Annotated in this window: 18 protein-coding genes; 7 read left to right on the top strand and 11 right to left on the bottom strand. The window is 71.0% G+C overall.

Annotated features, from left to right (window positions below; all coding sequences use genetic code 11):
• From HCC61_RS01380 to HCC61_RS01420, 9 genes are all read right to left on the bottom strand, one after another.
• Complete coding sequence (locus HCC61_RS01380; protein ID WP_169133347.1) at positions 1–2,598, bottom strand: beta-galactosidase; 2,598 nt, start codon at positions 2,596–2,598, stop codon at positions 1–3.
• Positions 2,599–2,717: 119 nt separating this feature from the next.
• Entirely contained in the window at positions 2,718–3,596 is an 879-nt protein-coding gene (locus HCC61_RS01385; protein ID WP_346777012.1) for a formylglycine-generating enzyme family protein, read from the bottom strand.
• A gap of 482 nt (positions 3,597–4,078) precedes the next feature.
• Positions 4,079–5,647, bottom strand: coding sequence for a sulfatase (locus HCC61_RS01390; RefSeq protein ID WP_346776967.1), 1,569 nt, complete (start codon positions 5,645–5,647; stop codon positions 4,079–4,081).
• 127 nt (positions 5,648–5,774) lie between these two features.
• Positions 5,775–7,175, bottom strand: coding sequence for a glucoamylase family protein (locus HCC61_RS01395; protein ID WP_169133348.1), 1,401 nt, complete (start codon positions 7,173–7,175; stop codon positions 5,775–5,777).
• Positions 7,176–7,192: 17 nt separating this feature from the next.
• Positions 7,193–9,061, bottom strand: coding sequence for a glycoside hydrolase (locus HCC61_RS01400; protein ID WP_240968344.1), 1,869 nt, complete (start codon positions 9,059–9,061; stop codon positions 7,193–7,195).
• 79 nt (positions 9,062–9,140) lie between these two features.
• On the bottom strand, positions 9,141–9,917 hold the full coding sequence (locus HCC61_RS01405) for a carbohydrate ABC transporter permease (protein ID WP_240968399.1): 777 nt from the start codon (positions 9,915–9,917) through the stop codon (positions 9,141–9,143).
• A 146-nt stretch (positions 9,918–10,063) separates the two neighbouring features.
• Positions 10,064–11,095, bottom strand: coding sequence for a sugar ABC transporter permease (locus tag HCC61_RS01410; RefSeq protein ID WP_169133351.1), 1,032 nt, complete (start codon positions 11,093–11,095; stop codon positions 10,064–10,066).
• Between the two features lie 4 nt (positions 11,096–11,099).
• On the bottom strand, positions 11,100–12,350 hold the full coding sequence (locus HCC61_RS01415; RefSeq protein ID WP_169133352.1) for a sugar ABC transporter substrate-binding protein: 1,251 nt from the start codon (positions 12,348–12,350) through the stop codon (positions 11,100–11,102).
• Positions 12,351–12,532: 182 nt separating this feature from the next.
• Entirely contained in the window at positions 12,533–13,657 is a 1,125-nt protein-coding gene (locus tag HCC61_RS01420; protein ID WP_346776968.1) for a LacI family DNA-binding transcriptional regulator, read from the bottom strand.
• A gap of 585 nt (positions 13,658–14,242) precedes the next feature.
• Between HCC61_RS01420 and HCC61_RS01425 the strand changes: the two genes are divergently transcribed.
• The 3 genes from HCC61_RS01425 (at position 14,243) to HCC61_RS01435 (ending at position 16,303) form a co-directional block, all read left to right on the top strand.
• Positions 14,243–14,863: a DUF6230 family protein gene (locus tag HCC61_RS01425; RefSeq protein WP_169133354.1), complete on the top strand. Its 621-nt coding sequence runs from the start codon at positions 14,243–14,245 to the stop codon at positions 14,861–14,863.
• Complete coding sequence (locus HCC61_RS30020; RefSeq protein ID WP_206321926.1) at positions 14,854–15,522, top strand: DUF6114 domain-containing protein; 669 nt, start codon at positions 14,854–14,856, stop codon at positions 15,520–15,522. Before HCC61_RS01425 ends, HCC61_RS30020 begins: the two co-directional genes overlap by 10 nt.
• Positions 15,523–15,583: 61 nt before the next feature.
• Positions 15,584–16,303 carry a hypothetical protein gene (locus HCC61_RS01435; RefSeq protein WP_169133355.1) on the top strand — a complete coding sequence of 240 codons (720 nt, stop codon included), beginning with the start codon at positions 15,584–15,586 and terminating at the stop codon, positions 16,301–16,303.
• Between the two features lie 167 nt (positions 16,304–16,470).
• Here HCC61_RS01435 and HCC61_RS01440 read toward each other — a convergent pair whose 3' ends face one another.
• The gene (locus tag HCC61_RS01440; RefSeq protein WP_169133356.1) at positions 16,471–17,511 is read right to left on the bottom strand and encodes an SRPBCC family protein; all 1,041 of its coding nucleotides are present in this window, start codon (positions 17,509–17,511) and stop codon (positions 16,471–16,473) included.
• A 6-nt stretch (positions 17,512–17,517) separates the two neighbouring features.
• A complete protein-coding gene (locus tag HCC61_RS01445; protein ID WP_169133357.1) occupies positions 17,518–18,177 on the bottom strand; it encodes a hypothetical protein in 660 nt (219 codons plus the stop codon).
• 365 nt (positions 18,178–18,542) lie between these two features.
• On the opposite strand from HCC61_RS01445, the gene HCC61_RS01450 reads away from it, so the two are divergent.
• From HCC61_RS01450 to HCC61_RS01465, 4 genes are all read left to right on the top strand, one after another.
• A complete protein-coding gene (locus HCC61_RS01450; protein WP_169133358.1) occupies positions 18,543–19,457 on the top strand; it encodes an ATP-binding cassette domain-containing protein in 915 nt (304 codons plus the stop codon).
• Between the two features lie 2 nt (positions 19,458–19,459).
• A complete protein-coding gene (locus HCC61_RS01455) occupies positions 19,460–20,233 on the top strand; it encodes an ABC transporter permease subunit (RefSeq protein WP_169133359.1) in 774 nt (257 codons plus the stop codon).
• Positions 20,234–20,967: 734 nt separating this feature from the next.
• A complete protein-coding gene (locus HCC61_RS30395; protein ID WP_241058427.1) occupies positions 20,968–21,132 on the top strand; it encodes a plantaricin C family lantibiotic in 165 nt (54 codons plus the stop codon).
• 58 nt (positions 21,133–21,190) lie between these two features.
• Entirely contained in the window at positions 21,191–21,346 is a 156-nt protein-coding gene (locus HCC61_RS01465) for a class II lanthipeptide, LchA2/BrtA2 family (RefSeq protein WP_169133361.1), read from the top strand.
• Positions 21,347–21,362 lie beyond the last annotated feature (16 nt).

The following is a 21,362-nucleotide window of genomic DNA, read 5'->3' on the forward strand; positions in this document are numbered from 1 at the left end:
TCAGCCCAGGCGCACCGTGAACTCCGGCCGCCGTACGCGCAGTACCGTACGGCCGCCCTCACGCGAGACCTTCGCGCCCTGGCATCCGGCGGCGCCGTCGACCGCGACGACGGACTCCGCGCCGCCCACCGCGCGGAAGGAGACGCGGCCCCTCTCGACGCCGGTGATCTCGGCGGTGGCGTACGCGATGCGGCCGCCGCCCGCCCGCAGGCCCAGCGGCAGCATCGCACCGCTACGGCCCGGCACGCGCAGCCGCTCGCCGGCGAAGAGCGCCCTGCCCCTCTCGGAGACGGTGAACTCCTGGTCCAGCCCGGAGGTGACGTTGAGCGCGTGCAGCAGCCGCCCGCCGCCGTCCCCCTCTTCGCCGCCGTCCTCGCCGCCGTCCCCGCCGGTGGCGCGGGTGGTGAGCAGGACGAGCCCCGGGTCGGCGGCGGTGTGGGTGATGTCCGGGGTGGCCCCGAGGGTCTTCAGCGCCCGGCGCCAGAAGTCCAGGTCGCAGCGGTAGTCGGTGGTGACGACGACCGCGCGGCCCTTGCCGAGCGGGATGTCGAAGCCGCAGCCCTTGCCGGTGGAGACCTCGCGCAGCACCGTGTCGCCCCTGCCCGCCGTGCACAACTGCGCCTTGGCGACGCGGATTTCGGCACGCGGCGCGGCCCAGCCGTGCGCGGTCGCCGAGAGCCAGAAGCGGTCCGCGTCGGTGAGGGTCTCGCCCACCCGCAGGCCCAGCGCGTCCCGCAGCTCCGTACTGGCCTCGCCCGCCATGTCCTCCTCGGGGACGCGTCCGGACAGCAGCAGCCTGCCGCCGGCCTTCAGATAGCGGACGAGCTCGCGCTGCACCTTCGTCGCGAGGTTCTTGCCGGTCGCCAGCGCCAGTACGGGCGTACGGGCGGGATCGAGGCGCTCGGACTGCACATCGACCGCGCCGTAGCGGAAGCCGCCGAGCAGCATGGCGCGGGACAGGGCGCCGCGCGGGCCGAAGCCGCGGGTGTCCTCGATGTCGGAGAGGATCGCGTCGACGCTCGCCCGCTCCGGCGGGTGGTACTCCGTCAGATAGTGGTCGGGGACGAAGCCGAGGGCCACGCCGTCGTGCTCGGGCACCATCCCGGCCAGCGTGCGGGCGAGTCCGCCGACGGCGTGCACGGACCTCTTCAGCGGCTCGTAGCTCAGATTGCGGCGGCCCTCGGGGTCGACGGGGGCGGAGAAGCCGTGCCGCTCGCCGGTGATGCCGATGCGGTCGTTGCCGTCGCCCACGGGCTTGTCCAGCTTCGGGTTGAAGCCGCCCGCGAACAAGTAGTAGTTGATGAGCTTCACGCCCTGTGCGACGCACAGCCGCGTCTTCAGATCGCCGCTCTCCGCGTCCTCCTGGTTGTCGAGGTTGTCGCCGTAGTCGGCGTGCCCGGCGTCGAACTCCAGGGCGCCCAGCGGCTGGTCGGCGTCCTGCACGGCCTCCGTGAAGGCGTTGACGAGATACAGGTCGGTGACGTTCTTGACGGTGAGACCGCCCAGGTAGAAGTCGGTGCCCGCGAAGATCCCCGGACGGCCGGACCAGGTCTCCATCAGCTGGCTGATCCCGATGGGGAACTTCTTCGCGCCGCCGTCGGAGGTGCCGTGGATGTTGACGACGAACGGGATGCCCGTCAGCCCGTTGCCCTCCGCGCACTCCCGCAGCGCCGTGACGTAACGGGCGAAGCGGTCGCGGGTGAAGGCGCCCAGATCATGCATCAGGGCGGGCGCGTAGGAGTCCTTGGGGGCGCGGATGGCGGCGTCGCGCTCGTCGGCGGGCTTGTCCGCGAAGGGATAGCGCTCGCCGAGCTTCGAGCCGTAGGCCTCGTCCAGCCAGGAGTTGAACGCCTTGAGCGTGCCGTCCGTCAGCGCGGGGTGGTTGCTGACCCACGGCAGCATGCCGATCTCGTTGTCGAGCTGGCAGGCGATCACGCCGTGCCTTCCCCTGCGGTGCCTGCGCTTCGCGATCACCGGGATCACGGCGTCGTACCAGCGCCGCACCTCCTTGAGGAAGGCGGGCGCGAGATAGTCGATCGTCTGCGCCGTGTCCTTCTCGCCGTCCCAGCCCTTCGGCACGATCTCCGGGTGCTTCTCCCGTACGCGCCGTGGCACGCCCTCGCCCTTCAGCTCCGCCATCGTGAACGGGCCCGGCCGGGCGAGGACATGGAAGCCGTTGTCGACGCACAGGTCCAGGAAGGCGCCGAGGTCGCGCTCCGCGCGGGTCCTGCCGGTGACGTCGATGGAGCCGTCGGCTGTCTCGTGCCACATCCAGGGGATGTACGTGGCGATGGTGTTGAGCCCCGCCTCCTTGGCGAGGTCGAGCCGGGACTGCCAGTCGGAGCGCTTGAGACGGAAGTAGTGGATCTCGCCCGCGAGTACGAGCACCGGCTCGCCGTCGATCAGCAGCCGCTTGCGGTCGTACGAGACGGACGGGTGCGGTCCCGTCCGTCCGTGCGGCTGTGCGCCGCTCGCCGTGGCGGACGCCGCCGCAGCGGGCACGGCTCCGGAGCCGGTTCCTCCTGCGGCGGCGACGGCGATCGCCCCGGCACCGCCCAGTACGGCGCGGCGGCGCATGTCTGCCGGAAGTGACGTCATGGCTGGGCTCCGTGAGGTCCGTGGCGGCTCGGGGTGCCGCTGGTGCGCGAGACTGTATGCGCTTACAGGAAGCGCGTACAAGAGGTCGGTGGGCGGCAGTTCAGCCGCTTCGCGCCACGTCAGCGGGCGATGCGGAAACCGGTGTTCCCGGAGGAGGAGTCGGGGGAGTTCCCCATGCGCGCGGAGGTGCGGTAGCGCAGGCAGTACGACTCGTGGCACAGGTGCGAACCGCCGCGCAGCGCACGGGAGTCGGGGCCGGGGCCGGGGCCGGAGCCGGCGCCCGCACCGGGGTCCGCGTCGCGGTCCGCGCCGGAGCCCGCGTCGCGGTCCGGACCGGTGGTGAACGGGTCCGCGCACCACTCCCAGACGTTGCCCGTCATGTTGAACAGGCCGTGGCCGTTCGCGGGAAACGCGTCCACGGGGCAGGTGCCGGCGTGGCCGTCGGCGGCGGTGTTGCGGTCCGGGAAGGAGCCGCGCCAGATGTTCATCCGGTACGCGCCGTGCGGCTCGCGCTCGTCGCCCCACGGGTAGGGCATGCCGGTCAGCCCGCCGCGTGCCCCGTACTCCCACTCGGCCTCGGCGGGCAGCCGCGCACCGGCCCAAGTGCAGTACGCGAGCGCGTCGTTGTGGGAGACGTGCACCACCGGGTGGTCCTCGCGGCCGTCCGCCGACGAGCCCGGGCCCTCCGGGCGGCGCCAGTCCGCCCCGTACACCTGCCGCCACCAGGGCGCGGCGGCAGCGGCGCGCGTCGGTGGGAAGTCCGGCGGCAGGAAGCCGCCGAAGACGAACGACCAGCCGTATCGCTCGGCGTCCGTACGGTGGCCCGTCGCCGCGGTGAAGGCCGCGAACTCGGCGGTGGTGACGGCGGTCGCAGCGAGCCGGAACGGGGCGAGCGTCACCTCGCGCACGGGGCCCTCGCCGTCGGCCGGATACGGGGCGTCGTCGCAGCCCATCAGGAAGGCGCCGCCGGGCAGTCGGCGCCAGCCGCCGTGCGGCACATGCGCGGGACCACCCTGCGTGGGGCCGCTGTGCGCGGGGCCGTCCTGCGTGGGGCCGCTGCGCGCCGGACCGTCCTGTGCGGGACCGTCTTGCGCCGGACCGCTGCGCGCCGGACCGTCCTGGGCCTGACCGTCCTGGGCCGGATCACCCTGTGCGGGACCGCCCTGCGCGGGACCGCTGTGCGCGGGACCGCTGTGCGTCGGACCGTCCTGGGCCGGATCACCCTGCGTGGGACCGCCCTGCGCGGGACCGCTGCGCGCCGGACCGCCCTGTGCGGCACCACCCCGTGCGGGACCGTCGTGGGCCGGGACTCCGCGGTCCGGACCGGCAGCGCCGGTACCGGCGGTGTCATGACCCGCGGCGCTGCGGCCCGATCCCGTGGTGCCGGTCGGGACCGTGTCCGCCGGGTCCGTGGTGCCGGTCGCCGCCCGCGCCGGGGCACAGCACGCACCGGCCACCGCGGTGTCCCGCTCCGGCTCCCTCATGGGAGCGGGCCGGAGCCGGGGCCTGGGGCGGAGCCGGAGCCGGGGCCTGGGGCGGAGCCGGAGCCGGGGTCTGGGCCTGCGCCTGCGCCGGAATCGGGATCTCGGCCGGGAGCCCGGCCGGTTCCGGCGGGAAGCACACCCTCGGGCGTGTCCCCGTAACTCTCCTGGAGCTTCGCGAGCTGCTCGGTCAACTCCTCGGCCACATCCGCGTATTGGGGATCCCCGTAGCGGTTGTGCAGCTCGTCCGGGTCTCGCACGAGGTCGAAGAGCTCCCACTCCGGCTCGCGCCGCTCCGCGGAGGCGCCCGCGGCTCCGGAGCCGTGCCCGGGATAGCGGATCAGCTTGTGCGTGCGGGTGCGGATGCCGTAGCTGGCCTGCACGTTGTGGTCGCGGTCGAGGTGCATGTAGTAGCGGTAGTAGACCCCGGTGCGCCAGTCGCCGGGCGTCTGTCCGCGCAGCAGCGGCAGCAGGCTGCGGCCCTGCATCCGCCCGGGCGGCTCGACGCCCGCGATGTCCAGCAGCGTCGGCGCGAAGTCCACGTTCGCCACGAGGTCTTCGCTGACGGAGCCGGGCGCGACGACACCGGGCCAGCGCATCACCAGCGGAATGCGCATCGCCGGGTCGTACATGAACCGCTTGTCGAACCAGCCGTGTTCGCCGAGGAAGAAGCCGTGGTCGGAGGTGTAGGCGACGGCGGTGTCCTCCGCGAGCCCGGAGACGTCCAGGTAGTGCAGTACGCGGCCGACGTTCTCGTCCAGCGCCGCGACCACCCGCAGATAGTCCTTGATGTAGCGCTGATAGCGCCACTCGCGCTCCTCGCGCTCCGAAAGCCCCTCCGGCACGGGCGACTTGAGGTCGTCGGCCACCAGGTCGGCCATGCCGAGCCGTGCCTCGCGCGCCGCGGTCGCGCGGTCGTCGAGGTCGTCGTGGAGGGTCGGGGGAGCGGGCACGTCCTCGTGGGCGTAGAGGTGGCGGTGGCGCTCGGCGGGCTCGAAGTGGCGGTGCGGCGCCTTGTGCTGCACGAGCAGCGCGAAGGGGCGCCCGGGGTCGCGCTTGTCCAGCCAGTTCAGGGCGAGTTCGGTGATGATGTCCGTGACGTAGCCCCGGTAGGTGCGCTCGCCGTCGGCGGTCAGGAACGTCGGGTCGTGGTAGACGCCGTGCTCCGGCAGGATCTCCCAGTGGTCGAAGCCGCGGGGGTCGCTGCGGCCGCCGTGGCCCAGATGCCACTTGCCGAAGATCGCGGTCTGGTAGCCGGCCTGTCGGAGGAGTTCGGGGAAGCCGGGCTGTGTCGCGTCGAAGGTGTGCTCCGGGCTCTCCAGCGAGGTCATGCCGTTGACGTGGCTGTACGTGCCGGTCAGCAGGGTCGCGCGGGCGGGCGAGCAGATCGCGTTGGTGCAGAAGGCGTTGCCGAAGCGCATGCCCTCCTCCGCGAGCCCGTCGACCGCGGGGGTCCGGTTGAGCACGCTGCCGTACGCGCCGATCGCGGGGACGGCGTGGTCGTCCGTCATGAACAGCACGATGTTGGGGCGCACTTGCTGTTCGGCGGATTGCGCGGGCTGCGTCACGTGGGCCCTTCCGGGTGGCGGAGGCTGCGGGCCGGGACAGCGCCGGGGATGTGCCACCGGCGCTGCCCCGGCGTACGGGGGCCGGCGGGCGGCCTCGCCGGGACGGGCCCTGGCCGCCGCCGTGGATTCAGCCTATGCCGAAGTCCTCCTTGGCCAGCAGCGGCCGTACGTTCCGCGCGAAGCCGCCCGAGCGGAAGGCCTTCTGGAGCAGGCCGGGGCGCAGCACCTGGGCGAGGCCCGCGGCGACCATGCCCTGGTCCAGCGCCAGCATGAAGTCGCTGACCGTGCCCTCGCGCACGTCGACGGAGTCGCGGAAGCCCAGCCCGTCGTGGTAGGCGCCGAAGTCCCGGGTGAGTCCGCGCAGGTTGGCGACGGCCTCTTCCGGCTCGAACTGCATGGCCAGGAACGACGCGTGAGGCGTGACGACGCCCTTGGAGAAGTAGCCGTCCACGGTCATGCCGATCGCGTCGACGCCGTACTCGCTGTAGCCGCCGGAGGGGATGTTGGCGGGGGAGAAGCCCCAGTAGCCCAGCTTCTCCTCCTCCAGGCCGTGCTCGATGTGGCTGCGGATGTAGCGCTTGTGCGTCACGCCCCACGCCCTGGGCGACCACTCGCCCTCGGGCACGAACAGCGGCACCATCAGCGCCTCGAACATCGAGCCGCCCCAGGTGGGGATCAGCTTCCGGCCGCGGTAGGTGTAGTGGCCGCGCCAGAGGCGCACGCCGTCGACCGTGACGTACTCGCCCTCCGGCTTCTGCTCTTGCTCGTTCTCGGGGACCAGCGTGCGGAACGTGCGCCAGTAGTGCTCGCCGGGCAGGCTGCCGTCCGCGATGCCGAGGTAACTGGCCATCCGGGGCTCGGTGTTGAGCGCCCCGTACCAGTGCCCGGTGAAGGTGCCGTCGTCCGTCCAGTAGCCGCCGTGTATCTGGCCGGGGTGCTGTGCGGGGTCGTCCTCGTCGTATGGGGTGTAGTAGAAGGACCAGTCGGCGTCCGCGAGCAGCCCGGCGACGCGCGGAGCCAGCGACGGGTCGGCCGCGGCGGCGATGCGCAGGCCCGTGATCAGCCAGGCGTTGTCGACGGACGACAGGAACGGCCGTACCTCGTCGCCGGTTTCGGGCCACTCGGTGAGCACCTTGCCGGTGTCCGCGTCGTACCAGTTGAGCCAGAAGCCCTTGGCGCGCTCCAGCTTCTCCACCGACGCGACCGTGCCCGCGAGCCGCTTGCGCATCGTACGGTCGCTGATCACGCCGAGACCGGCGGCGGCGACCGTCGACCAGATGCCGCAGCCGATGTTGGTGGGCGAGGTCTGGACGCTGCGCTTCGGCTTGGCGCCGCTCACGTCGATCTTGTCGGCGGCGAGCCCCAGGTCCGAGTGCATGGCCTCGATGGAGGCGTAGGTGTCACGGAACCAGCGGTGCAGCCGTGCGGTCGTGGTGCGGCTGCGGGCCCAGGCGGGCGTGGGCGCGGCACCGAGGGCGAGCGCGGCCGACGCGCCCGCACCGGCCGCGAGAATGGTCCGTCGTTTCATGGTGGTGCGCTCCTTCGTCACGAGGTGTGCCGGGTCCGGGTGAGGCGCAGCGCGCGGATGCCGGGCATGGGCAGTTCGACGGTGAGGGTGAGCGTGCCGCCGGCGTCGGCGGTGACGGTGCCGGCGTGCTCCTCGGACAGCTCGTCGGCGGCGCGGAGTCCGGCCCACTGACGGTCGTTCGGCCAGTCGCTGTGGCCGCCGTCCATGGCGTCCCAGACGGCCTTGATGTTGGAGTGCGTCTCGTCCACGCGGCGCAGCGTGACCGAGTAATCCGCGCCCGGCGCGAGGCCGTTGACCTCCACTCGGGCCTCGCGGTCCAGCGAGGGCGCGCCGTCGGTCTTCGTCTGGTCGAGGGTGCCGTTCCAGCACAGGACGTCGACGCTCCCGGCGCCGTCCGTGCGCGTGGCGAGCGACTCCACCAGCGCCTCGGCGCCGTCGCCGGTCACCGCCGCCGGGACGCGTCCGCCCTCCAGCTGAGTGAGCATGCGCAGTGCCCAGAAGCGCGGCTTGCGCAGATTGCCGACGGTCAGCAGCCCGAAGCCGCCGTGGAACAGCCGCGGCGGACGGCCCAGTTCCTCGAAGTGGTCGGTCGCCACCCAGTACGCGAGTGCGTCGGTCGAGGCCAGCGCGCTCTTCATGCCGCGCAGCACGAACGGCGCGGAGAAGACGGAGTCGCTGACGCGGTGGAAGTGGGTGGGGGTCACGCCCCACTCCGTCCACAGGATCTCCGGCTCGGGCCTGCCCGTGGCCTCGGCGAAGGAGCGGGTCTCGGGGCGGAAGTCCAGCGGCGCGTTGCCGTAGGTGTGCGTGGAGACGAAGTCGACCGGCACGTCGTTCTCGCGGCAGTGCTCCAGCAGCGGGCCGACCCACTTGGCCGCCGCCGAGCCCGGGCCGCCGACCCTGATGCGCGGGTCGACGCTCTTCACGGCGCGCACGGCGGTCTCGTAGAGCAGGTGGTACTGGGCCTGGGTGCCGTTCCAGAAGACCTCCAGGTTGGCCTCGTTCCAGACCTCGAACTCCCAGGTCGCCACCTCGTCCGCGCCGTAGCGCTCCCGCAGGTGCGCCGTCAGCGCGCGGCACAGCTCGCCCCACCGCTCCCAGCTGCGCGGTACGGAGGCGATGCCCTTGTACTCGAAGATGGTGTAGTCGGGCTCGGCCGCCAACTCCTCGGGCATGAAGGAGAGTTCGACCACCGGCTTGAGACCGGTGGCGAGGAAGCGGTCGTAGACCTCGTCGAGCCCGGAGAAGTCGAAGGAGCCGTCGTCGCCCACGCTCACGCACTCGGGCAGGAAGGTGCCGTGTGCCCGTACGGTGCGCACGCCCAGCTCGTCGCGGACGATGCCGAGCGCTTCGGCGTACTCCGCCGCCACGTCCGCGCCGCCCGGCCCCGGCTCGTCCCACACCAGCATCGACAGATGCTCGGCGCCGATCATCCGGTTCCACACGGGCGGCAGCGGAACCGGCGCCGCGGCGGCGTCGACCGAGACCGTGACGGTGGGCGGCCGCGTGCCGGGTGCCCTGGGGCAGCCGCGCACAGGTTCCGAAGTGAGCGCGCCCGCCCCGGCGTCCGTCCAGGTGGCGACCTTGTACCAGTAGCCCTGGCCCGGCTCGACGAGCGAGTCCGCGTACGGGGGCGCGGGCACGGCGAGCACGTCGCCGCCCTGGTGGTCGAGCGGTTCGTACGGGCCGTCCACGGTGTCGGCGCGGTGCACGAGATACCCCAACGCGCCCTCCACCGGCCGCCAGTCGAGCAGCACATGGCCGGTGCCGTCCTCGGAGCGCAGCCCCGTGGGGGCGGGCAGACCGGCGGTGCCGGTCAGGGGCTCGTCGCTGGGGAGGCCGATGCGCTGCTCCCAGTCGAGGCGAGCGGCGTTCTTCTCGGTCATGGCGGGGGTCACCTCTCGATGGATGCGCATACACGGCTGGTACGGGGCTGCTGTGGTCCGGTCCGCGGTTCGTACGGGCCTACTTGAGGCCCGCGGTGGCGATGCCCTGGGTGAAGTAGCGCTGGAGCAGGATGAAGACCAGCAGCACGGGCAGCACGACGAGGAACGCTCCCGCCATCAGCACCCCGTTGGAGCCGTTGGTCTTCGTCGGGTCGATGGCGAAGGTGGCGAGCGCCACCGGGAGCGTGTACTTCTCCGGGTCGTTGGTGGCCACCAGCGGCCAGAGGAAGTTGTTCCAGGACTGGAGGAAGGTGAAGATCGCGAGCGTGGCGAGAGCGGGCTTGACCAGCGGCATCGCGATCCGCCAGAAGATGAACCACTCGCCGGCGCCGTCGATGCGGGCCGCCTCCAGCAGCTCGTCCGGTATGGCCGTCATGAACTGCCGCATCAGGAAGACGCCGAACGCCCCGGCCGCGAACGGCAGGATGAGCGCCGCGTACGAGTCGATCAGGCCCATCTTGCTGACCATCACGAACATCGGCATCAGCATCAGGTTGCCCGGCACCATCAGCGCGCACATCACCAGCGCGAACACCGGCCGCTTTCCTGCGAAGTTCAGCTTGGCGAGGGCGTAGCCGAGCATCGAGCAGAAGACCAGATTGCAGGCCGTGACGACGACGGCGACGAGCGTCGAGTTGAAGAAGTGGGCGCCGACGTCGAGCAGTCTGATCAGCTTCTCGAAGTGGACCAGCGTCCACTCCTCGGGTATCCACACCGTCGGGGTGGCGCCGAGGTCCTTCTCCGACTTGAAGGCGGACAGCGCCATCCACAGGAAGGGCGCGACCATCACGATCATCCCCGCCCACAGCGCACCCAGCAGCAGTCCGCGGCGGGCGGGCCGGGCACCGGCGGACGAGGGCGTGGGCGCGGACCTGCGCGAGGACTTGTGCGGGGGCTTGCCCGAGGAGGGGGCCGCGGGCGTCGGCGCGGTCGGGTGCGCGGTCATCGGGTCTTGTCCTTCAGCAGGCGGAGCTGGAGCAGGGTGACCGCGAGGATGACCGTGAACAGCACGTACGCCATCGCGCTCGCGTAGCCCATGTGGAAGAACTTGAAGCCCTGCTCGTACATGTCGAGCGAGACGGTCAGCGTGGCGTTGTCCGGGCCGCCCTCGGTCATCACGAACGGCTCCTCGAAGACGTTCAGGAAGCCGATGGTCGTCATGACGCTGACGTAGAGCATCGTCGGCCGCAGCAGCGGGACGGTGATCCGGCGGAACTCCTGCCACACGGAGGCGCCGTCCAGCCGCGCCGCCTCCCGCACCTCGGTGGGGATGCCCTGGAGACCGGCGAGGAAGAGGACCATCGCCGTGCCCAGGTTGCGCCACACGGCCATCACGATCAGCGACGGCATCGCGAGGAGCTTGGAGCCGAGGAAGTCCGGCGAATGCAGGCCCACTTCGGCGGCGAGACCGGAGATCAGGCCGTCCGCCGGATCCAGTACGAAGCGCCATACCACGGCCACGGCGACGATGCTGGTCACGACCGGCGCGTAGAAGCCCACGCGGAAGAACGTCCGCAGCCGCCCTACGCCCCGGTTGAGCAGCACCGCGGCGAACAGCCCGGCGCCGACCGTGAGCGGCACGCCCACGACGACGAAGTAGAAGGTGTTGAACAGCGCGGTCAGGAAGCGCTCGTCCCCGAAGAGCCGGGTGTAGTTCTGGAGGCCGGTGAACTCGGCGGAGAAGGGGTCCGCGACGTTCGGCAGCCCGAAGTCGGTGAAGCTCATCACGAACGTCGCGACGATCGGCACCGCCATGAACGTCAGGAACAGCGCCAGGAAGGGCGTCGAGAACATCCATCCCGGGAGGTTCTGCACGCTGAGCCGGTCCTTGCGAGGACCCGCGCCGCCCCGGCCGCGGCCCGCCCTGGCGAGGCCCCGGGCCCGTGCTCCGGTACGGGCACCGGCCCCGGCCCCGGACCGCGCCTTCGCGGCACGGTCCGGGACCCCCCGCCGGGATGGGGTCGTCGTCGCCATGTGCTCAGCCCACCAGGCCCTCGGCGGCCTTCTGTATCCAGGCGGCGGTCTTCTCGGGGGACTCGCCCTTCTGGGAGACCCGCGCCACGCCTTCGTCGATCTTGGCGGCGAGCTCCTCCCACTTGGCGAGCGGCGGCACGGTCTTCGCGGTCTTGAGCTGCTCCTCGAAGGCGTCCAGCTGCTCGGGCGCGTTCTTCAGCGCGGGCTCGTCCCAGGCGGCCTGGTTGGCGGGCAGCGACTTGGCGATCTCGTACCAGTGGGCCTGCTGCCCGGCACCGGTGAGGTACTTCGTGAACTCCTTCGCGGCGGCCTTGTGCCCGCTGTCCTTGAAGGTCACGAGGCTGGCGCCGCCGACCCAGGAGGTGGACGACTTTCCGGCGGGCAGCGGGGCGGTGGCGTACTTGCCCTTCAGCTGCGGCTGCTGGTCCTGGATGTTCTGCACGATCCAGGGACCGGAGATGAACATCGGGGCGTCGCCGGAGCCGAAGTCCTTGACGACGTCGTAGTCGGGCGGCGAGCTCTTGCGGGAGAGTCCGTCGTCGAAGTAGCCCGCGTACTCCTTCAGCGCCGTCACGGACTCGGGGGAGTCGAGGGCGGGCTTGCCGGACTTGTCGAGCAGTTCGCCGCCCGCGGAGTAGAGGAAGGGCAGCCAGGTCTGCCAGGCGCCGGTGTTGGCGGGCTGGTTGTACGTGCCCCACTTGGTGCCGGCCTTGTCCTGGTAGGCCTTGGCGAGGTCGCGCTGGTCCTTCCACGTGGCCGGTGCGGACTTGACTCCGGCCTTGCCGGCGAGGTCCGTGCGGTAGTAGAGGGCGCGGGTGTCGACGTACCAGGGGACGCCGTAGGCCTTGCCGTTCTTCACGCCGCCGTTCCAGGCCGCGGGGAAGAAGTCGTCCTTCTTGAACGTCTTGGTGTCCACCGGCTCCAGCGCGTCGAGCTCGATGAACTCGCCCAGCATCGTGCTGCCCATCTGGGCCATGTCGGGCAGCTCGCCCGCCGCGACGGCCGAGACCAGCTTCTGGTGTACGACGTCCCAGCCGACCGGGGTGACCTTCACGGTGATGTTGGGGTGCGACTTGTTGAACTCCTCGCCCAGCTTGGCCAGATGCTTCCCCTCCTCGCCCATGCCCCAGACGGTGAGGGTCTGCTTGTCCTTGGCCGAGGTCTGCTCGGTGCCGCCGCTGCCGCAGCCGGAGAGCAGCAGCGCGAGGGCGGTCGTTGCCGCGGTGGCGGCGGCGATGCGTGTCATGGGCTGCATGGAGGGGCTCCTCCTCGTGTGCGGAGCGTCGAACCGGGAGACGCGTGCGCCGGCCGGGGGCCGGCGGCTTCGGTGACCGGGTCCGCGGGAGGACCGGTCCGTAAGGCAGGTTGTCAGCGCGCAGGCTGTAAGCGCATACATACTCTGTGAGCGACGGTCCGGGCGTGCAAGAGTCGGGAAGATTACGACTGTGTAACGGAAGGACCGCGGGAAGCGCCGCCCGAAGTGCCCCCGGCGGAGCCGCCGTCCGTGCCGCACCCGCAGCTGGCCCGCCGGATCAACGACACCGGCAGCACCTGCGAGACCGGTTCCCGGGCACGGTCCCCCAGCCTCGCCACCAGCAGTTCCACCGCCGTCTCGCCGATCTTCCGCATCGGCTGCCGTACGGTCGTGAGCGCCGGCGTCACCAGGCGCCCGAGGGGAATCCCGTCGAAGCCCACCACCGCGAGGTCCTCCGGGACGCGCACCCCGCGGCGGCGCAGCTCCGAGAGCGCGCCGACCGCCATCTGGTCGTTGGCGAAGGCCACGGCCTCGGGCGTCTCCCCGCCCCGGTCCAGCAGATGCGCCACCGCGCGCTCGCCCTCCGCCTGCGTCAGACCGGAGAGCACATCGGGACGCTCGGGGACCGGCAGCCCCGCCTCCAGATGCGCCGCCTGGAAGCCGCGGAAGCGGGCCTCGCCGTCCGGGGAGTCCTCCGCGCTCCCCGCGAAGGCCAGCCGCACCAGGCCGTGATCGGCGATGAGGTGCCTGGTGAGGGCGAGTTCGCCGTCGAAGTTGGCCACTTCCACGTGATCGAGATGGTCGAGGGGTGCGTCCTCGCGCGGGCCCGCGAGCATCACCACCGGCAGCCGCCGCGAGATGACCTCGAGTTCCTCGGTCGGCACCGTGCGGGCGAGCACGGCGAAGCCGTCCACGCGCCCGGCGACGTCGGCGACCAGGCTCCGGGGGCCCTCGGCGAGGGACGCCGCGATAAGCAGGGCGTAGCCGTGGCGGCGGGCCGCGCGCTCCATGCCGCGGATTATCTCGTCGGAGTAGAGCATCAACTCCGCGTCGTCGCCGTAGTCGGAGTCCGGGTCCTCGGCGTCGGGGTCGGCGTAGTCGGGGAAGCACAGGCCCAGCACGCGGGTGTTGCGGCTGGCCAGGCCCCTTGCGTTGCCGCTGGGCACATAGCCCAGCTCGCGGGCGGCCTCCAGGACCCTCTCCCGCGTACCGGCGCGCACCGAGTCGGGTGCCCGATAGACTCGCGAGACCGTCGCGATCGAGACGCCTGCTTGTCCGGCGACGTCATACACGGTGGGAGCATTCACGCGACCATGCTCTCCTGCCTTGCTCAGGCCGTGGAGGCCGCTGGATTGAAAGCGCATTCATCGTACGTCGGGCGCTGAATCGGCGGCAAGAAGTCCTACGTGCGCTCCATCCCCTTCCGCGCGGGGCCGTGCGCTGCGCGGTCCCCGGCGGCCCGTTCACCGAAGTCACCGACTCAACTCGCCCGCGTTGGGGCCGTTTTCGGCCACTGCGCGCGGGGCCTCGCACCGCTCTGACCGCGCCCGCGGTGCCGTCCGGGGCTCTTCTTCAGCGCGCGGCCCGGGGAACCGCTTTCGCTACTTGCGGTAACCCCAGCTCGTGCAGGCCTGTTCAGAGGTGCCGTGGTGTGCGCGAGCCCGGTCGGCGGCCGGTGCCGAATCGGTGCGCCGGGCCCAAGAGCGGGCGTTCGGCGGAAAGTTGTCTGCGCGAAACCTTGCCGTGCAGGTCCGGTGTCCATAACCTGACTCGCCGGTAACTCTTCCGCACAGTAGGGCCTCCTTCTGTGCGATCCCCCCTCGCACCACGCACGTGCTTCACATCCCCCACACCACGGTCACCACGCCATTCGCTCTCACAAGGGGACAACCATGAAGGATGCGCACGGCAGAAAGCTGACGGGACGCACGAGTTGGCGGAGATTCGCCGTGCTGTGCGTTCCGGGCGTCGCCGTAACCGCGGCACTGGCGATCGCGCTGGCGAACGGGGCGCTCGCAGCGTCGTTCGCCGTATCGGGACAGCAGTTCAAGGTGTCGGCGTCCAGCCTCGACGGCGACGGCTTCGCGCAGTACGGCAGCGTGGACCGCAACGCCAGGGACAAGCTGATCCCCGTCGCGGTCACCGCCATCAAGACGGCGGAGATGCACGACCTGTGCCAGTCGGTCGTCACCGACCTGCCCGTCATCGGCAGCATCTCGCTCAACCTCACCGCGGGTACGGGCAAGAAGCCGGTACAGGCCGACGACCTGTTCGTCGACGCGACGCAGCTCGGCGGCAACGCGTCCTTCAACAAGATCGAGATCGGCCGGGACGCCTCCACCCTCGACAAGGGCCCCAAGGGCGGGCGCGGGCTCCAGGACCTCTTCGGGCAGCAGGCCGACGACGTCCACATAACGAAGCTCCAGCAGACAGCTTGGGCCACCAACGCCGGCAAGTTCAGGCTCAACAACCTGAGCATGAAAGTGAACAAGGGCACCAAGGAATGCTTCTGATCTGGCGCCGCTGGCGCGGCTGGCGACGCGGACGGCCGTTCTGGGGCGGCCTGTTCACCGTCGTCTCGGGTGTGGAGATCGGTGTGCTGCCGCTGGCGCCGATGAAGGTGATGCTGCATCAGGGCACGGCCGGTGTCCCCACGGTCGTGCTCGCGGCGATCATGGTCGTGCTGGGGTTCAGCGGGTGGTTCTCGCCCCAGTACCGCGGGCTCGCGGGCATCATCACCGTCATCCTGGCCTCGGCGGCGCTGGTGCTGTCGAACCTCGGCGGGTTCATGATCGGCACGCTGCTGGGCGTCGTCGGCGGCGCGCTGATGTTCGCGTGGCGGCCGCTGCCCGCTCAGCCGCCGGGTGAGACGGAGGCGGACGGGAGCGCCGGGAACGCCGGTGACGCCGTGTTCGCGGAGACGGCCGCGCAGTCCGTGGCCTTCCACTCCGAGGCGCCGGCATCCGTCTCCTCCCGTACGTCCGGTACGGCGGGGGCGGCCGGCGATCCGGGCACGGCGGCAGGCTCGGCGGTGCCCGCACCGAGGCCGTCGTCCGCGCCCGAGCCGCGGCCCGGCTCCGGCGACTCCTCTCTCGCCGCGGCCTTCGGAGTCGACGACGACCCCTTCCCGCCGCCTCGCGGCGACGCCCCGCGCGGGCGAGGGCAGGACTGAGCGCACGAGTGCCATCGCATCCCCTGCACCACCCCCACGTATGCAGCGAAGGAGCAGCATGATGAGCACAAGTCCCCCTCGCCCGCTGGTCTTACGGGCAGTCGTGGCCGGAGTCTCGGCCGCTGCCGCCCTCGTGCTCGCCGGTACCGCGACGGCGAGCGCGAGCGGCGGTGCGGCGCCCGGCGGTACGGCTGCCGGCGCACCCGCGTCCGGCGGCGGTGCGGCGGCCGGATCGACGACGGTCACGCCCGCCGGCGACGAGTACGCCGCGAAGCTCTCCGGCGACGCCACCTTCACCGCCGGATCGGTGACGGTGACCTGCACCGTCTCCGAGGCCTCCGGCAAGATCCCCGCGGCACCCGGCAACCACGACGACGCAGGGCCCGTCGAGTCCGCGGTCGGTGCGCCGACGTACGACTCGTGCACGACCAGCCTGCCGGGCGTCGACGCCACCGTGACGACCAGCGGCGACTGGAAGGTGTCCATGCAGCACGGCGATCCCAGCACCGCTGGACTCACCATGCCGTCGGGCGGTTTCGTGCTGAAGACCAGCGGCCTCGCCGAGTGCACCGTGACCGCCGCGCCCGACGAGGCGGCCACCGCCACGGGCGACTGGACCAACGGCTCGCCGTCGAAGCTGACCTTCGACGCCACCGAGGTCCCCGTGAAGGTGGAGGGCGGCTTCGGCTGCCCGACCAGCGCCACGAGTTCCGAGTTCAGCGCCGTCTACGAGATCAGCGACACGACCGACACCGGCGCGGACGTGGCCGTCGAATCCTGACCACGCTCGCGCGGCCCTGAACCCGCCCTGGCCGAGCAGGGATCCCCCACCCGGGGCCGCCGCGTGGACGTACGGCCGACGTCCGTCCTCTGGCCCTCCTCGCCTCGCCGCCGACCGCTCACCGCGGGGGCGTCGAGGGCCAGAGGGTCCCGGGGCGCAGCCGCCGCCTACCGGGTCTCCTCGTCCTCTTCCTCTTCGTACTCCCCGTACTCGTCCTCGGACCGTCCTGCGCCGCCGTCCTCGTCCGCGTACTCTTCCTCGTCTTCGAACTCCCCTTCCTCGTCCTCGCGTCGGGCGCGCCCGCGGCCGCGGTGTGCGCCGCCGCCCTCCTGCCCGCCCTCCTCGTCCTCTTCTTCCTCTTCCTCCTGGGCGAGCGCGTCCTCGTGGCTGCGTACGAGCTCCCCCTCGCGGATCTCGCCGCGCCAGCCCTCCGGCACCTCCTGTACGCCCAGCGTCACGTAACGCTGGAAGTGCTTCAGGTCGAGGCGGAGCCTGCGGCCCTGCGCGCGCCACAGGTTGGCCGTCTTCTCCAGGAACCCGCCGGGCGTGTACTCGACGACGACCACGACCCGCGTCAGGTCCGGGGCGAGCCGGTGGAAGGAGACCGCGCCGTGCGTCTTCGTCTCGCCCTTGGTCTCCCAGACGATGCGCTCGTCGGGCACCTGCTCCAGCACGGTCGCCTGCCAACTGCGCTTGGAGGGGCCCACCTTGAGCGTCCAGTCGGAGGTGACGCCGTCGTCCTCGTCGTCGTCCGGACGCGACGCCTCGACCACGCCCTTCATGAAGCCGCTGAACTCCTCGAACTCCGTCCAGTGGTCGTACACCCTGCGCAACGGCAGCCCCACGTCGAGCACTTCGACGATGTTCGTGACCTTCTTCTCCCCGGCCTTCCCACCGCCCGAGAAGAGCTCCTGGACCTTCCCCAGGGTCTTGTCCTTCACGCCCTTGGCCACCTGGCCGCCGAGCGCCTTCGCCGGGGACTCGCCCTTCAGCACGTCGCCGACCGAATCGGCGAGTCCGGCCCCGGCCCCGTCCCCTCCCGACGCGGCCTTCTTCGCGAACTCACCCGTCTTCTTTCCCGCGGAGCTGACGAGGTTGTTGGCCTTCGCGAGCAGGAACTTGGTCAGCTCCTCGCGGACCCTGTCGAGCCCGGAGCCGTCCGGCGAACCCGAACTTCCCTTGCCCGCTTCGGTCTTCGTATCCGGCATGGCCTTCTACCTCCGGCGAGGGGACGGCTCGGCGGGCGGTTTGCGAGCGGCGCTTCTCCCGGCCGCCTTCTTCGCGGGCGCCCTTCTCGCGGGTGCCTTCTGCGAGTTCTTCTTCGCGGTCTTCCTCGCGTTCTTGGCGCTCTTCCCGGCCGTCCTCCCGACGGCCGCCTGCTCCCCGCCGGCACCGGCTGTCCCGCCCGCCTCGCCGCGCCGCGGTCTGCGGGGTCTCGCGGGCCGTTGCTCCGTACGGGACCGGGCGCGCCCGGATTCCTCCCGGCCTCCCGCCGCCTCCTCCTCACCTTCCTCGTCCTCCGTGCCTTCTTCGGTCTCGTCCTGCACTGCCGCGTCGAGCAGTTCGTTCAGGGATCTCGTACGGTCGGCGAGCGAGTCGGCGAAGCCGCTGAGCCTGCGGTCCGCCGCCGCCTTGAGCGCCTGGCGTCCCACGTCCAGCACCTCGCCGCGCAACTGCTCGATCAGCTGGGAGACCTGCGGGGAACTGCCGAGCCTGCCGGCCCCCATGGCGAGCAGTTCCTGCGGCCCGGTCTTGAGCCTCTTGCTCGCCAGATACGCGGCCAGGGCCATCGCCAGCTTCGTCTTGCGCCGTCTGCCGAGGAGATACCCGGCGGCGACGCTCGCTGCCAGGGCGGCCTTCGTGCTTTCACTCATGGGCACACATCCCGTCCTGCCCGGTTGCGCTCTGGGCGCCGGGCCCGTGACCTGCGGCGGACGTCATGCCTACATGAAGACACAGAAGGCCCTACGGGGCCCGCCCGTATGGTCCGTGCGGGTGCCGCGGCAGGGGGCGACCGGGGCGCCGCCGCGGCACCGCCGGTCCCGGTGCTCCCGCGAAACCGGCCCGTGGTCCGTGCGGCCGTGCAAGGATGTCCCGCGCCGATCCGGCGGCGAGAGACAGGGAGCGACCTCCTGCGCCGCCGACGACTTTCCAACGCCGCGACGCCCGCCTCCGGGGACGACCCCGGACACGTGTGTGCCGTCGCAGGCCCGACCAAGGGGAACAGGGGAACGGGGCAATGATCGAAGTTCAGAATCTGACGAAGCGTTACGGGGAGACCGTCGCGGTCGACGGGCTCTCCTTCCGGGTGGAGCCGGGCCGGGTGACCGGCTTCCTCGGCCCGAACGGGGCGGGCAAGTCCACGACCATGCGCGCCGTGGTCGGACTCGACGAGCCGACGGCCGGACACGTCCTCATCGACGGCAAGCCGTACCGGGAGCTGACCCGGCCCCTTACCAAGGTCGGCGTGCTGCTGGAGGCCAAGGCCCTGCACGGCGGACGTACCGCGTACGGGCACCTGCTGGGCCTGGCCCGCAGCAACCGCATCCCGGACCGGCGGGTCGGCGAGGTGCTGAAGACCGTGGGGCTCGGCGACACCGCGAAGAAGCGGGCCGGCGGCTTCTCGCTGGGCATGGCGCAGCGCCTCGGTGTCGCGGCCGCCCTGCTCGGCGACCCTGAGGTGCTGCTGTTCGACGAACCCGTCAACGGCCTCGACCCGGAGGGCATCCTGTGGATCCGCGAGCTGATGAAGAAGCTCGCCGCGGAGGGCCGTACGGTCTTCGTCTCCAGCCACCTGATGAGCGAAATGGCCCTGACCGCCGAGCACTTGATCGTGATCGGGCAGGGACGGCTCCTCGCGGACACCTCCGTCGAGGACTTCATCGCCCGTAACTCCCGCTCGTACATCCTGATCCGCACGCCCGAACCGGAGCGCATGCGGGACGTGCTCGCCGAGCAGGGCGTGCACACCGACGACGGGCCCGGCGGCGTGCTCGAAGCGGTCGGCACCACATTGGAGACCGTGGGGTCGCTGGCGGCGCAGCACCAGGTGACCGTCTACGAGATCAGCCCGCGCACGGCCTCGCTGGAAGAGGCGTTCATGCAGCTCACCGCCGACTCGGTGGACTACCGCGCCACTCAGGAGGTGCGCTGAACATGGCGGACACGACAGCAGCGGTGGCCTTCGAGTGGACCAAGATCCGCACGCTGCGCTCCACCGTGTGGAGCCTGGCCCTCTACTCAGTCATGAGCATCTCCGTCGCCCTTCTCTTCGGGTACGTCATGAAGGGCGTGTACGCGGACATGATCGCGCCTGCGCGGGCCCGCTTCGACCCCGTCGCGTCGGGCTTCAGCGGACTGAAGCTCGGCATGATCGCGCTCGTCGTGTTCGGCGTGCTGAGCGTGAGCAGCGAGTACTCGACCGGCACGATCCGCAGTTCGCTGACCGCGGTGCCGCGGCGCGGGGTGTTCTACGCCGCGAAGATGCTGACCGGCATCGGCACGGCGGCGGCGCTGTCCGTCGTCGTGGTGACGGCGAGCTTCCTCGCCACGCAGCTGACCATGGGCGGCGAGGCGGCCGTCTCCCTCACCGACGAGGGAGTGCTGCGCGCGCTGACCGGCGGAGTGCTGTACATGACGCTGATCTGCGCGTTCTCCATGGGTCTCGCGAGCGTGCTGCGCAGCTCCGCGCTCACCATGGGCATCCTGGTGCCGCTGTTCTTCATGATCTCGACGATCCTCAACTCCATTCCCGGAGTGCAGAAGGCCGCCCAGTTCCTGCCGGACCTGGCCGGCGGGCTCATCCTGCGCAGGGAGCCGCCGGCAGGGGACACGATCCTCACGCCGTGGACGGGCATGGCGGTGCTCGCCGCATGGGCCGTACTGGCCGTGGGTGCGGGGTATGCGGCGGTGCGCAGCCGGGACGCCTGATGGGGGAGGTCCGAGGCGGGACGGTGCCTGACGGGGGAGGTCCGAGGCCGGCGGCGTCTGATTTCCGGCGCCCGGCACCTCATGTCCGCCGATGCCTCAGCGGTGCCCGTGCGCGGCCGCCGCTGGGGCATCGGCGTGATCACGGTTCCCCGGGGCGGCGAGGGCGCGTGGCCTTCCCGGGCCGCAACTCCCGTACCATTCCGGCACATTGCCCATCACGGGAGCAAAGGACCGGATGGGCGGTAAACGAATCCGCAAACGAGGCTGCGGTGAAGACGGAGTGAGCGCTGCGGTCCCGCGGAACGTCTCGCCATCCGCGCCGTTCCTCCGGAGCGGAATGCTCCGCTCCATGCTGAAGGCAGGGCTTGAATAACATTCGGAATGATCTGCTCCGGCAATGCGGCGGAAGTGATCCCGAAGAAAAGCGCCAGGCCGGCGGTGTGTGAACGCCGTGTAAAGCAGGGTGACTTGAGTGATCCGGCGGGCGTTGCACACGCCCTGCATAACATTCGGAATGGCCCGCTTCCTCCGCCGTACCGCGACGGTGTCAACTGACGTATGTCATGTGATGTGGCTCACGCGTGATGAATCGTTGTGACCGAACGGTGAAGCCCATACTGTTCTGCTCGCACCGCTGGGGGACGGCCCGCAGGAAATCTGAAAACACGGTCGGAACCATCCTTCAGTATGGGCGAATCAATCCGGATCACGTACTCGAAGAATGGAGATCAGTCGTGTACAAGGGCGACGTTTCGCTGGTTGAAGAGATTGCCGAGCAGGACTTCGAGGGTGTCGCATACGGCGCCTGCACCACGAACACCTTCTCCCTCTCGGACGCTCTGACCAACACCGGCGGCTGGTGCACCCTGACCGTCGAGTGCCAGCCCAACTGCAACTGACCGAACCCGGCAGCGAAAACAACAGAAAACCAAGAGAAAACCAAGAAAAGAGGTCATCATGAGCGAGGACATTCTCGGTGGATACGACGAGGACGAGCTCGTCGAGCTGAGCGACGCCGACACCTACGGCGGTACCGGCCCGTGGTGCGTCGCCACCGTCACGCTGGCGACCGCGGCGATCTGCCCCACCACGAAGTGCACCAGCCAGTGCTGAACCTGACCTCGCCGTT

Source organism: Streptomyces sp. HNM0575 (genome assembly GCF_012726265.1).
Classification (GTDB): domain Bacteria; phylum Actinomycetota; class Actinomycetes; order Streptomycetales; family Streptomycetaceae; genus Streptomyces.